Consider the following 13697-nt stretch of genomic DNA (forward strand, 5'->3'; position numbering starts at 1 on the left):
TTATAGCAATTCTTTTCGTAAATCCGCTGCTGACTTTGCTGAAAGTAAGCCAAACGGAATATCAAATACCGTCTTTGCTCCTTTGTCCCCTTTTTGTGCTAATTTATGCGCTGCACGTGCATACGCAACTAACACACTTGAAGTAAACATTGGATTAGACTCTAATTTTAATGAGAATTCTAAGATTTGCTTATCATTTTCGCCTGACTCACCCGAACGAATGACAAAGCCACCATGAGGCATGCCTTGGTGATTCGTTACAAATTCATCTTCTGTAATGAAGTTGACAGTTGTATCATAATCAGCAAAATAGTTAGGCATGTCTTTGATTTCTTTTTCGATTGCTGCCGCGTTTGCGCCTGCTTCTAACACAACATAGCATTCACGAGCATGCTTTTCACGCGTTGAAAGCTCTGGATTTTCACCGTTACGTACACGGTCAACTGCCGCTTTAATCGGTAATGTATACTGCACAGCTTTTTTCACGCCTTCTATACGACGAACTGCATCTGAGTGACCTTGGCTTAATCCATCTCCCCAGAATGTATATGTATTGCCTACAGGAAGAACCGCTTCACCTAATAAACGATTTAATGAAAATAATCCTGGATCCCAGCCAACTGAAATAATTGACACCGTATTTGCTTTTTGTGCGACTTCATCTACTGCATCAAAGAACGCAGGGATCTTGGCATGCGTATCAAAGCTATCAATTGTATTAAACCACTGAGCAAAATGTGGTACTTGCTCTGGTAAATCCGTTGCAGAACCACCACATAAAATCATAACATCAATTTGTTCTTTATAGTTTAGTGCATCATCTACTAAATAAACTGGTACATTTGCTGATTTAATCGACACGGTTGATGGATCACGACGCGTAAATACAGCTACCAATTCCATGTCATCATTTTGGCTAATTGCCGCTTCCACTCCACGACCTAAATTACCGTAACCAACAATACCAATACGAATTTTACTCATTTTTCGTTCCTCCAATAATTCAATTAACGCTTTTCATTATTACAAAATGATGTAAATTCTGAATTGCGTTTAAATTTACTAATCATCATACAATTTCGTTAAGTCTTTCTCAACAAATTTTTGCGTTTTTACAAGCATTTGTCATGAAAGAAGCAATGCCGGTACGAAAGAAATATCAGAGTTTTTATTTTCTATTGGTGTCCCTATTTGCTATACTAAAAGAGTATAAGACATAAAGACTATTGGAGGAAAAACATGAAGAAAATTTCAGCAGTATTGTTAGCATTTACACTTGTATTCTCAAGTGTTGGATCTACTCTTCTATTCGCTGACGATGCACAAACAGTTGAAGCGAAATCGTACAAATCAGGCAAGAAAGGCTTCAACAGTAATAACAACAACACTAACATCCAAAAAAATAACGATGATGCAACAAGCCCAACAACAGCAAAACAAAATAACAACACAACAAAGCAAAATGATACAAAAGCGGCTTCTTCAAGCAAAGGCGGTTTAATGAAAGGCTTAATGCTTGGTGGTTTAGCTGGTCTTTTATTCGGTAGCCTATTTAGCGGTATGGGTATGCTAGGTAGTATTTTAGGCTTACTTGTTAACGTAGCTGCAATAGCTGCGATCATCTTCTTCTTAGTAAAAATTTATCAGCTGATTAAACGCAAAAAAGATCAAAAAGAGGTAACGGATACGTGGAAAAACTAACGTTACTAGAACAAGATTTAATCAATGCGATTTGCTTATTCCATGCAAAATTTAAAAACGTTGCTCCAGATGAAATCGAAGTAGAGTTAATGTATGATGATGTTGCGGGCTATTCAGCAGAAGCATTTTACAACGGACAATTAGATGTTTATAATACGGTAAACTTCATTACTGCGTTACGTCTTTATATCGACGAACAACTAGGGCGTGATTCAATGGCCGCGCGTATCGTATTAGATATCGATGATGAAGAAGGCATGATTGCAAAGGTTGAATTTTAAATTCGATTAGCTTATTATTTCTGAGAAAACTCAAAAAATCTATACGTAGCCATTTCAAATTTGATGATTATAAAATGGAACAAACAGCCCGAGCATATTTTTAATTATGCTCGGGCTGTTTTAAACTATTTTTAATCCTATTTTCTTTGCAATTAATTCGCAACTCACTTGAAATCTCGTTAATGCTTTCGTTGTAAACAAATCTCTTATTCAAAGCCGCACTATTTTGTTGACATTGATTCCGTTGTTTCCGCAGCTTTTGTCAATTTTCCTTCTTTTTCAAGTTGTTCGATTAGTTTTTCAACAGTCACGCCTTTTTCTTTCGCCATAGCCTCTAAGTTGATTGGCTCACTTGATTGAATCATTCCGGTTGTTCCATCTGAATTACGTGACTCGATATTCTCTTCAGCTTTCATAGCTTCTGTTGACGGAACCACTTTCGTTATCTTCCCTTCTTTTTCAAGCTGTTCAAATAATTCTTCTACTGTAATGCCTTTATCTTTTGCCATCTGTGCGTAGTCAGTGTATTCCCCTGATTTAATCGCTTCCTCTTTACTCATTGCTTCAGATGAAATAGAAACCGCTTGTTCTGTGCCTTTTACATTCGTATTTTCCGTGCCCCACACGTCAGAGTTGCTTGCGGCATATGCCGATCCAGCAACCACACTTAATCCTAGTATTACTGATGAGATTGTTAATTTTTTCTTCACAATAAATTCCTCCTAAAATGTTTTAGCCTACATCCAATGAAATTTTGTGGCCTCTCCATTAGATGTCTCCATTGTATAACAAGCCATGTTAAATCCATGTTAAGGTAATTTTGGAGGCTAATTTTTTTAAGAAAGTTGGATCATTTGCTATATGCAAATTACAAAATGGATATTATCAGAAAAATACAGCTACAACATCTTTTAGTTTAGGAATGAAATAAAGCCAAAATTATGCATTAAAGGCTGCATAATTTCGGCTCTAAGGATTTCGTTAGTTATAGAAGACAGCTTGTTGAAACATTAACAAAGCCGTTCTAATTAAAGATTATAGGAAAAGTAAATATTACGATAGCTGCCCATAGTCCATAGATCGGCAAATATTTCGTAACAGCATCTTGGATAGTTGAAGGTCCCGATTTGTTTTGTAGAAAACGCATATAGGAGAGCATAATCCAAATTAAATTTGTCCAGATTAGTATGTTTACTCCTAAAACAGCAAGTCTATTAGGTGTAATCCCATAAGAAGAAAGTCTGAACATGATGGCTGACAATGCCACACTATCAATGATAAGTGCAAGAACAATTAATGCAAAATTTATATAATCTGAAATGTTCTTTTTCTCATCAGAGTCTTTCTCGGTAATGGAAAATATGGTAACGGCCAATACACCCAAGAGTATTCCATTAAAGGCTAAAAGAAAGTCACGGTCCAAGAATGGATTTTTTCCAACCCAAATAACTGTAATAATATAGACCAACAACGTGAGCAAGACAAGAGGACTAAAAATTTTAGCTAAATATGGTGTAATATTTCTAGCAAGTTTAAGATTCATTGATACTAGGTATGCGGCCACAATAGAAAGAGCGGCAGCACCAAATAAAACGATATTACTAAAATAGAACTCTTCTATATTCAAGCCAACAAAGCTAAATAACTGCATTGTTAATGCAGCAAGGACCATTCCGCTAACAGCCATGCTGGCGTAGAGTATACAATATTCCAAATTAAATTTAATATATGCTAATCTTGTACTACCATTTGTATATTCATTTCCTGTAAACGCAAGCCCTACCAATACCCATAGGAATATAGGAAGATGTAAATATGCAAGGATAATACTGTCTGAATAATTTAATGGAAGCATATTGAGATAAAACCCGGTAATTATCAATAACGCTACAAGAGAAAAAATAACACTTTTTTTCGGAGTATTTTTATATACAAAATAAGCTGTAATAAAGGGAATTATACCGAAAACCATATTAATTGGAGCAATTGCTTCCTGTTCGACAAAATGGAAAATGATCCTAGTGCACATCCCGGCCAGAATGGCTAAAATGCCCATGAATATGAAGCCTTTTTGAAGAAAGAAAGATTTTCCTGTATTTACGGACTCCTTGAAATTCAATCTTTCATACCATACACTAAGTACCTGAGAATTAGGATTTTGTTCCCATGCATGTGAAAATGACTTTTTAAATGCTTTCGGATCATTTCTATACATTCTTTCCAACTCTTGAGGATTATCAATATTTTCAATAATCAATTTGTTGATGTCCATAGTTTCCCTCCCTATAATTGTTAAATTAAGTTTCTTCCACAATGTTTAACTGTCGTCGTCTTTGTATTCTAATATATCTCCAGGCTGGCATTCTAAAGCCTTACAAATGGCCTCTAAAGTGGAAAAACGAATCGCTTTCGCCTTTCCATTTTTCAAAATAGAAAGGTTCGCCATTGTTATACCAACCTTTTCCGAAAGTTCTGTTACACTCATTTTCCTTTTTGCTAACATCACATCAATATTGATTATTATCGTCATTGTTATTCACCTCAGACCGTTAAATCATTTTCTGTTTTAATAGCTATAGCATCTTTTAATAACTTTTGAAGAACAGCAGCAAAAACTGCAATAGCCATCGATGCACCAACAATGACCAGTCCGATTAATAGGAGACCCGGTGCGTCATCCCACTCCGCTACGATATAGACCAATGGTAAACCTACCATATACAATCCACTAATTGTAATGGCACAGTTTTTGATTTTCTTTAGAGCGCTCACAGATAATTCCGAGAAAGCTTGGTTCTTGTCGATGTAGTTTAAAATTCCTAATGTCTGATACAACGCAAAATAAAAAGGAATTGTCGATATATACATAATAGATAAAATACCAAATACTACATATGCCAGCTCTGATCCCTTTTTTGCTTCTTCAAATGCTACCATCGCAATTTGTGGCAACAAAAAGATACATAAAGCAAGTATAGGAATACCAATGAAAATTACTGCTAGCTTTAAAAATAATGTGGAACCTCTTTTCATAAAAAACACCTCTTTTATCTATTTTCAATTTGATTTTAGCAAATTTTTTATCGATTATCAATAAAATAATATTGATTATGTTTATTTTTTTATTGTTATATCATTGTTCAATCCGAAATAAAAAGCATTCCTCATTACAAAGAAATGCCCTAACTTTAAAATATTCGATTTATCACTTGTTCAAATAACTGTTACGTACAAAATAAATGTTATTTGTTCTACAACCTACCCTTTTTACAACTAATAATTAAGCTCTTCAGTTAAAGATCCTAAAATTTTTTTGTTTGGCAAAAAGGGGAATTCACTCGGGAAATTTTCATTAGTCAGCCAATATATTCGTCAAATTAATTTTTGTAAGTCAAATCTTCCACTTGCAAATCCATTTCAGAGTATACTTATTTTTAATTATAATCAGTTCCTATACACCTTCTAGGAAGGCTTGAAAGTTTATTAAAAAAACTTACTAAATATAAGTTCGAAACTTGTACCGCCATTGTCATTATCCGACACGATGATTGTTCCTTTATGCTTCATTACGATGCTATGCACAATGGATAGCCCCAATCCTAAACCACCTGTTTCACGAGAGCGTGATGTATCAACACGGTAAAACGGCTCGAATACTACTTTTTTCAACTCATTTGGAATCCCAATACCCGTATCATTAATTGTGACAAATATTTGCTTGTCATTTGATTTCACATGAATCTTTACTATACCACCATCAACATTGTATTTAATTCCGTTTTCGACTATGTTATAAAATGCGCGATATAGTAAGTTTGGATTTCCGTAAATAATGCTTTCATCGCAATCCAAAAATAATTGAACCTCTTTTTCTTCTGCAATGTGAGAAAGCTCGGATACAATATCTTGTAAAACATCTTTTAGGCAAATCTTTTCATATTCAAAATCATCATTCATATTTGTCATCTCTAAAAGCGCAATGACCAACTCGGATAATCGTTTAATTTGTTTTTCAAAAACGGCAATGAGAGCACCATATTCATCAGTTGTATGAACTTTTTTCTTATTAAATACATCAACCTTTGTTTTTAATACAGCAAGAGGTGTTCGGAGTTCATGAGCTGCATTTGCCGTGAAACGACTTTGCATTAAAAAAGCTTCGTTTAACTTATTGGTCATTTCATTAAAAGACTGCGTTAGCTCAGCGATTTCGTCATTCGTTGGTGGAATGTTCATCGTTTCTGCTAAATTATGGACGGTTCTATTTTTTATTTGACGATTTAATAAATCCAGTGGTTTTAACACTTTACCGGATACGTAATAAGTTAAAACGCCTCCACAAACAATGATTAATAGTAAATAAATTACGCTTTCAAGCTGAAATTCTGTTTTAGCTTGCTGTGCCTCAACAGATGGTGTAGTCATCATTGCAAGATCGGACGGTGTTTGGATATTCTTATTTTCGTTACTTTCATAAGTATCTTGTGACGGTAACATCGCACCAGTATCAATTTTTGTTGCCATTAAACCAGCAGAATAATTTAAAATGATTGTAAGCCCCACACAACAAATCATTAATAATATGACCATTATCGCTGTTAGCCGGAGCCGAATAGGCATTTTTTCCAACATTAAGCATCACCATCATTTTTCGTAATAAAATAGCCTACACCGACTTTAGTACGTATCGGGTCATTTTTTAATAATGCTTTTAGTTTTTTTCGTAATGTAGCGATATGAACGCGAATTACACCACTAAAACTATCGGCATTTTGATCCCAAACGTGGGTTACTAATTCTTCTTGGCTTAGCACTCTTTCTTGATGAAACAGGAAGTATTCCAACAATGCAAATTCTTTTTTAGTTAAGAGCAATTCATGTTCCCCTATAAATACGAGGCGTTTTGTTAAATCCATATTGATTTCCCCGCAAGTTAATATGCTATTTTCCTGCACAAATTTCCGTCGTAATAAATTTCGTATTCTTGCTTCCAATTCTTCAAAGTCAAATGGTTTCGTTAAATAATCATTTGCCCCCATATCTAAGCCAAGCACTTTGTCATTTACACGACTCCTTGCACTTAAGATTATCACCTTTATTTCTTTATTTTCTTCTCTTATTTTTTCTAAAACCTTTAATCCATCTAGTTTTGGAAGATTTAAGTCCAGAATTATTAAGTCATAATTTTCAACAAAAGCCAGTTCATAAGCATCTTCTCCATTACTGCAAGTATCCACTGCATAGCCTTCCATGCGAAGCCCTTCAGCAATTGCTTCCTGTAAATCTAACTCATCTTCAGCAACAAGAATCCTCATATTAAAAATCACCCCATTATCCTTAGTTTAACTCAGACGATGTTAAATTGATGTTAAGAAACTAGAAGAAGATCTTTTTCCTAAATAAGTCTTAATTAATGGAAAGCAACATTCGAGATTTATTTCTATCACCTGTTTATTTAATAAAGTTTAATACATCCAGCTTGATTTTTCACTGTATTTAGCCATAGAAAAACACCCCAAAAGTTAGTTATTACTCTAACTTTTAGGGTGTAGCACCTTTTTTCTGTTATTATTTTGTTGCTGCTACGTCAACAATACGGCCTTGTAGCTCATATGGAATTTCTTTTAACGATAAAAACTGCTCTTTTAAGTTTTCCCAATCAGATAAACCTAAATCTGTAACACGACCTGCTGCATAAACCTTTTTCAAATCAGCAAAACCGTCTCCACCTTTAGCAGTGAATGCGTTTGTTGCAATCGTATACGTTTGGTCATCTTGAATATCTACATAGCTATTTGTAGCTTCATCAAAGTATTTCAATGAAACTACGCGTGAGCCAGCCTCTTTCGTAGAGTCATATTCAAATTTAGCTCCCGAAATGTGTAGGAAGCCGCCACTTTCTTTCGGTGCATCTTTTACAGCATGCTCAAATGTCGCTTTTAACTCAGCACCCGTTACATCCGCTAATGCCAATGTGTTTCCAAATGGCAATACGGTAATCACTTCACCTGTTGTAATTGGACCTTTATCAATAGCTTCACGAATTCCCCCACCGTTTTGCAATGCCATGATAACCTTTTTATTTGTCGATTTTTTAGCCTTTGCTAACATTCCGTCTGTGATGATATTACCTAGTGCTGTTTCACTATTACGAACACTCACTGTGCTTGTTTCAGAGCTACGTGGATTTGCTAATGCTTGTGTTAATGTCACACCAATTTCAGCTTTTTGTGTTGCATCTACTTTTTCTTTAAACGGCGCTAGTAATTTCACACCCTCTGGATCTTCTGCTAGATCACCAACTTTAATTAACTTACCGTTATGCTTTACAACAACGCCATTTTCATCAAATGCCACGTTTAACGTTCCTAAGTAATCCGAATATTGGTAGGCTTGAACGATTAATGTTGCATCCTTTTTCTCACCAACTGTATTCGTATCTACTACGACAGGCTTATCTAATTGTGTATGTGTGTGACCACCAACGATAATATCAATACCAGGTACTGATTTCGCTAACATTTGGTCATTATCATAAGCAACATTATCATCAAAGCCGATATGAGTTAGTGCAATAATTTTGTTTACACCTTTATCTTCGAATGCTTTAACCGCTTTGTTTGCTTCTTCGATGTAATTTTCGAATGCAATACTACCTGGTGAAGCGATATCTTTCGTTTCAGCCGTAGTTAAACCGAAAATACCAACTTTTTCGCCGTTAATTTCTTTAACCATACCTGCATAAATTTTGCCGTTTTCTGGCTCACTTGATACTAAATCTGAGAACAATCCAGTAAATAAGGTATCTTTCGAGAAATCTGTATTAGCTGAAATGAATGGGAAATTCGCCGCTTTCACGAAATCTGCTAATGCTTTATGTCCCTCTGGAGAAGAGCCTAAATCAAATTCATGATTTCCGAATACCATCGCATCAAATTTCATGGCATTTAAAAACGGGATATCTGCTTGTCCTTCAAATTCATTGAAATATAATGTACCACTAAATGCGTCTCCGCCATGTAACAATAACGCATCTGGATTTTTTGTACGCTGCTCTTTTACCGCTGTCATTAATTTAGGGAAAACATCTACACGGCCATGTGTATCGTTTACATGCATCACTGATAATTTATAATATTTACTATCTTCTTCAACAATTTTTAATGCCGTTGTTAAAATACTAGCTAACTCACCGCGTGTAATATTTTTCTTTTCATCGTAGGTAACACTTGCAAGATCAAATAATACCTCTGTGTCGATAGGATATGCAGTGCTAACTCTTTCAATAACTAATTTGATATGTCCATGAGTTAAGTTAGCTCCAGGGCGGAATGTTCCATCTTCATAGCCATTAATCACACCTAATGAAGTAAGTGCTACAATCGCTCCAAAATATGGACTTGTCTGCTCAACATCTTTGAATTTCAGGTTATCAACTTTTTCAGTAGTTAATTGGAATGTACCTGCAATCATTTTTGCTGCTTGTCCACGTGTAACGGCTGCATCTGGTTTAAATGAACCATCACCAAAGCCATTGACAACACCAAGTGCCGCTAAAGCTGAAATTGCTTCCCCATATGGATGGCTTGCTGGAACGTCATTAAACAATGCTTGCTCTGCTGAAACCCCTGTTACTCCGACTAAAACTGCAGTAGTAGCCGTCAATGCTGTTGCTGAATACATTTTTCGCTTTTTCATTTTATATACCTCCAGATAGGAAAATTATACTTACATTCTGTATATTATCTGAATATTGGTGATTTCGCTAGTTTATTTAGAAAATTTTAACATCAATTTAAAGAAATAAATTGTAGAAATGCAAAAAGACAAAGCCAATCGAAATTGGCTTTGTCTTTTAAAAGCTATTTAGCTAATGAATTATTGTGCAGCTTTCGCACGTAATACCATTTGTAAGATACCACCGTGACGGTAGTAGTCTACTTCTACTTCTGAGTCGAAACGAGCTAATGCTTTGAACTCAGTTACTTTACCTTCTGGAGAAGTTGCAGTAACTGTTAGGATATCACGTGGTTTAACATCATCAGTTAAGTTAACAGAGATTGTTTCGTCACCTTTTAATCCTAAAGTATCAGCTGATTCGCCAGCCATGTATTGTAATGGTAATACGCCCATCATTACTAAGTTAGAACGGTGGATACGCTCATAAGATTGTGCGATTACTGTTTTAACGCCTAATAAGAATGTACCTTTAGCAGCCCAGTCACGAGATGAACCCATACCGTAGTCGTTACCAGCTAATACTACTAAGCCAGTGCCTGCTTCTTGGTACTTCATGCATGCATCGTAAATGTACTCAACTTCACCTGTTGGCCAGTAAGTAGTGAAACCACCTTCTGTACCTGGAGCGATTTGGTTACGGATACGGATGTTAGCGAATGTACCACGCATCATTACTTCGTGGTTACCACGACGAGAACCGTAAGAGTTGAAGTCACGGATAGCTACGCCATTTTCGATTAAGTACTTACCAGCTGGTGTATCTTTACCGATTGCACCTGCAGGAGAGATGTGGTCAGTAGTGATAGAGTCACCGAACTTAGCCATTACACGCATGCCTTCTAAAGTTTGGATAGCACCTGGCTCTTTAGATAAACCAGTGAAGAATGGTGGGTTTTGGATGTAAGTTGATTTTTCATCGAAAGTATATAAGTTTTCAGTTGAAGTTTCGATTGCATTCCAAGCTTCGTTAGCAGTGAATACAGTTTCGTATTCTTTTTGGAATAACTCACGAGTTACAACTTTGTTTAATACTGCGTTAACTTCTTCAGTTGATGGCCAGATATCAGCGAAGAATACTTCTTTGCCTTCTGGAGTAACAGCGATAGCGTCTTTTTGTAAGTCGATATCTACAGTACCAGCTAATGCATAAGCAACAACTAATGGTGGTGAAGCTAAGAAGTTAGCTTTTACTAATGGGTGTACACGGCCTTCGAAGTTACGGTTACCTGATAATACAGAAGTTACGAATAAATCGTTTGATTTGATTGCATCTTCGATTTCTGGTAATAACGGACCTGAGTTACCGATACATGTTGTACAACCGTAACCTACAGTGTTGAATCCGATCGCGTCGAAGTACTCTTGTAAACCAGAATCTTCTAAGTAACCAGTTACTACTTTAGAACCTGGTGCTAAAGAAGTTTTAACCCACTTAGCAGGTTTGATTCCTAACTCAACAGCTTTCTTAGCAACTAAACCAGCAGCTAATAATACGTATGGGTTAGAAGTGTTTGTACAAGAAGTGATTGCAGCGATAGCTACAGCACCTGCAGGAATTTCAACAGCACCTTCAGCAAAGTCAGCTGTAGAAGTTTTGTCGAATTCAGCTTCAGTTAAACCGAAACCTTGAGTACCTTGTGGAGCTACTACAGATGAACGGTAAACTGATTTCATTTCAGTTAAAGGAATTAAATCTTGTGGACGTTTTGGACCAGAAAGGTTCGCTTCGATATCCGCAAGGTTGATTTCTAATACGTCAGTGTAAACTGGCTCTAATGTTGGATCGAACCACATACCGTTAGCTTTTAAGTAAGCTTCTACAACAGCGATGTGCTCTTCGTCACGACCAGTTAAACGCATGTAGTTTACTGATTCTTCGTCGATTGCGAAGAAACCACATGTAGCACCATATTCTGGAGCCATGTTTGAGATTGTAGCACGGTCAGCAAGTGGTAACCCAGGAACACCAGGACCAAAGAACTCTACGAATTTGTTTACTACGCCGCGTTGACGTAATACTTGAGTTACTTTTAATGCTAAGTCAGTAGCTGTAGTACCGTTTGGTAATTCGCCTACTAATTTAACACCGATAACATCAGGAATTGGGAAGTAAGATGGTTGACCTAACATACCAGCTTCAGCTTCGATACCACCAACACCCCAACCTAGAACACCGATACCGTTGATCATAGTTGTGTGAGAGTCAGTACCTACTACTGAGTCAGGGAATGCTACTAAACCTTCTTCTGTTTCGTTAACGTGAACGATTGGAGCTAAGTACTCTAAGTTAACTTGGTGTACGATACCAGTTGCTGGTGGTACAGCGCGGAAGTTATCATAAGCAGTTTGAGCCCATTTTAAGAAGTTATAACGCTCAGCGTTACGCTCGAACTCTAAGTCCATGTTAGCTTGTAATGCAGCTGCGTTACCGTATTTATCAACTTGTACAGAGTGGTCGATTACTAGGTCAACTGGAATAGCAGGGTTGATTTTAGCTGGGTCTCCACCCATTTCTTTCATTGCAGAACGTAATGAAGCTAAGTCAACTACTACTGGTACACCAGTGAAGTCTTGTAATACTACACGTGAAGGCTTGAATGGAACTTCAGCTTCTTTGTTGTGTGAACCGAATTTTGCTAATTCGTTTACATGCTCTTCTTTAATTACATAGTTGTCATATTGACGTAATACCGATTCTAATAATACTTTGATTGAGTAAGGTAGGCGTGATACGTTTGCGATACCAGCTTCTTCAATAGCAGCTAAACGGTAGTAGCCATAAGACTTACCATTTACTTCAAATGAAGCGCGGCTGTTGTGTAAGTTTGCCATTGTGTGTTCCCCCTAGTTTTTAATTAATTGAAAAGTTTGTAATGCTCTTTTCTCCACCACTTATAATAACTTAACTCTATACATAAGTAAATTGCATTATTATTATCCTTTACGATAAGTTTTATTTATGACCTATCGGAAATACACATTTATTCTACAATATTATTTAGAAATTATGCGCAATTATTTGGATTTTCATTTACCAGATTTGACAATTAGTATTTCACAAAAATAATTTTCAGCTTGAATCTCACCTTTCAAACTGATGTAAGCCTAAATAAATCTAATCTAATTTAATTTAATTTAATCCAGCGTTGAATAAAGATGGATACAATCCCACGTAATTTGTCATTTCGATTCGCAAATTTTAAATAGAAGTAAAGTGTTTTTGCAATGTTTAATTGGTTAGTACGTGCTTTAAACCAAATCGCATCATAACCTTGCTCATACGCAACCATTTGCAAGCGATCAAACAATTGTTCAATCCACTCAATGAATAGCTCCTCATCTATCCCTTTTGATAATAACGCTTCAATAATATTGCAGAAACGTTCTTCTTCATCATCTTGGAATACATATCCTTTCCAAATGTTCGTGCGAATCGCTTGTAAGATTTGCGCAGTATGACGAATTTGAAATTTTGGATGCTGAATGATAGCGCACAATAATTCACTACAGTTTGCAATACTATGGGCCCAGCCATGCTCCGCACTAACAAAACTTCGTAAATCTTGTTCTTTTGCCAAAAGTGAAATAGCATTTTGTGTTATCAATTCAAATTGTTCATCTGTTAAATACTGTAACTGACGGTCAGCATTCACAATCGCAGCTAAAAATAACGCTGCATAAGAACGCAAAAATACACTGTTCGTTTGCTTTTCTCCAATATTAAAAACTAACCCCTTAATAGTAGAAAGTTCGTCAACAAAGTCATGAATTGTTGTTTTAGATAATACATTTTCTGATAATAATTGAATAAATAAACGATAATTCAATTGATCACGTAATTTAGCTTGATCATGTCCTACGTTTTGTAATACATGCTTCATAACTAATGGATGTTTTTCAATATACTGTTTACGTGCTTCTATCGATAGCTCAAAAATTTGATAATATTCTTCTGCGTACAAAAAAACTCCCCCT

The 13697-nt window shown here is 36.0% G+C and carries 12 protein-coding genes; 2 read left to right on the forward strand and 10 right to left on the reverse strand.

The genetic code is table 11. The annotated features are described in order from the left end of the window. A complete protein-coding gene (locus O7776_RS10935; RefSeq protein WP_274307101.1) occupies nt 1-984 on the reverse strand; it encodes a diaminopimelate dehydrogenase in 984 nt (327 codons plus the stop codon). Between the two features lie 255 nt (nt 985-1239). Between O7776_RS10935 and O7776_RS10940 the strand changes: the two genes are divergently transcribed. Together O7776_RS10940 and O7776_RS10945 are read left to right on the forward strand one after the other, a co-directional pair. Then, on the forward strand, nt 1240-1701 hold the full coding sequence (locus O7776_RS10940; RefSeq protein ID WP_274307102.1) for a hypothetical protein: 462 nt from the start codon (nt 1240-1242) through the stop codon (nt 1699-1701). Further along, complete coding sequence (locus O7776_RS10945; protein WP_274307103.1) at nt 1689-1982, forward strand: YxcD family protein; 294 nt, start codon at nt 1689-1691, stop codon at nt 1980-1982. Before O7776_RS10940 ends, O7776_RS10945 begins: the two co-directional genes overlap by 13 nt. Nucleotides 1983-2203: 221 nt before the next feature. Here the strand turns inward: O7776_RS10945 and O7776_RS10950 are convergent, their stop codons facing one another. From O7776_RS10950 to O7776_RS10990, 9 genes are all read right to left on the reverse strand, one after another. Beyond that, nucleotides 2204-2692 (reverse strand): hypothetical protein, encoded by a 489-nt coding sequence (locus O7776_RS10950; protein ID WP_274307104.1) that lies wholly within the window; start codon nt 2690-2692, stop codon nt 2204-2206. Nucleotides 2693-3006: 314 nt separating this feature from the next. Further along, nucleotides 3007-4254: a DUF4153 domain-containing protein gene (locus O7776_RS10955; protein ID WP_274307105.1), complete on the reverse strand. Its 1248-nt coding sequence runs from the start codon at nt 4252-4254 to the stop codon at nt 3007-3009. A gap of 45 nt (nt 4255-4299) precedes the next feature. Further along, nucleotides 4300-4512 carry a helix-turn-helix domain-containing protein gene (locus O7776_RS10960; RefSeq protein ID WP_274307106.1) on the reverse strand — a complete coding sequence of 71 codons (213 nt, stop codon included), beginning with the start codon at nt 4510-4512 and terminating at the stop codon, nt 4300-4302. 11 nt (nt 4513-4523) lie between these two features. Continuing rightward, entirely contained in the window at nt 4524-5015 is a 492-nt protein-coding gene (locus O7776_RS10965) for a DUF2975 domain-containing protein (protein WP_274307107.1), read from the reverse strand. A gap of 450 nt (nt 5016-5465) precedes the next feature. Beyond that, nucleotides 5466-6614 carry a sensor histidine kinase gene (locus O7776_RS10970; protein WP_274307108.1) on the reverse strand — a complete coding sequence of 383 codons (1149 nt, stop codon included), beginning with the start codon at nt 6612-6614 and terminating at the stop codon, nt 5466-5468. Beyond that, entirely contained in the window at nt 6614-7297 is a 684-nt protein-coding gene (locus O7776_RS10975) for a response regulator transcription factor (protein WP_274307109.1), read from the reverse strand. Before O7776_RS10975 ends, O7776_RS10970 begins: the two co-directional genes overlap by 1 nt. Before the next feature lie 253 nt (nt 7298-7550). Beyond that, a complete protein-coding gene (locus O7776_RS10980) occupies nt 7551-9680 on the reverse strand; it encodes a 5'-nucleotidase C-terminal domain-containing protein (RefSeq protein WP_274307110.1) in 2130 nt (709 codons plus the stop codon). Between the two features lie 180 nt (nt 9681-9860). Next, entirely contained in the window at nt 9861-12554 is a 2694-nt protein-coding gene (gene acnA / locus O7776_RS10985) for an aconitate hydratase AcnA (protein ID WP_274307111.1), read from the reverse strand. 293 nt (nt 12555-12847) lie between these two features. Continuing rightward, the gene (locus O7776_RS10990; RefSeq protein WP_274307112.1) at nt 12848-13684 is read right to left on the reverse strand and encodes a DUF2785 domain-containing protein; all 837 of its coding nucleotides are present in this window, start codon (nt 13682-13684) and stop codon (nt 12848-12850) included. Between the last annotated feature and the right edge of the window lie 13 nt (nt 13685-13697).

Source organism: Solibacillus daqui, from assembly GCF_028747805.1.
Taxonomy (GTDB): Bacteria; Bacillota; Bacilli; order Bacillales_A; family Planococcaceae; genus Solibacillus; species Solibacillus daqui.

Coding starts and splice junctions, on each gene's coding strand:
- O7776_RS10935 (WP_274307101.1), bottom strand. CDS start 984: ATGAGTAAAATTCGTATTGGTATTGTTGGTTACGGTAATTTAGGTCGT.
- O7776_RS10940 (WP_274307102.1), top strand. CDS start 1,240: ATGAAGAAAATTTCAGCAGTATTGTTAGCATTTACACTTGTATTCTCA.
- O7776_RS10955 (WP_274307105.1), bottom strand. CDS start 4,254: ATGGACATCAACAAATTGATTATTGAAAATATTGATAATCCTCAAGAG.
- O7776_RS10960 (WP_274307106.1), bottom strand. CDS start 4,512: ATGACGATAATAATCAATATTGATGTGATGTTAGCAAAAAGGAAAATG.
- O7776_RS10965 (WP_274307107.1), bottom strand. CDS start 5,015: ATGAAAAGAGGTTCCACATTATTTTTAAAGCTAGCAGTAATTTTCATT.
- O7776_RS10970 (WP_274307108.1), bottom strand. CDS start 6,614: ATGTTGGAAAAAATGCCTATTCGGCTCCGGCTAACAGCGATAATGGTC.
- O7776_RS10975 (WP_274307109.1), bottom strand. CDS start 7,297: ATGAGGATTCTTGTTGCTGAAGATGAGTTAGATTTACAGGAAGCAATT.
- O7776_RS10980 (WP_274307110.1), bottom strand. CDS start 9,680: ATGAAAAAGCGAAAAATGTATTCAGCAACAGCATTGACGGCTACTACT.
- acnA (WP_274307111.1), bottom strand. CDS start 12,554: ATGGCAAACTTACACAACAGCCGCGCTTCATTTGAAGTAAATGGTAAG.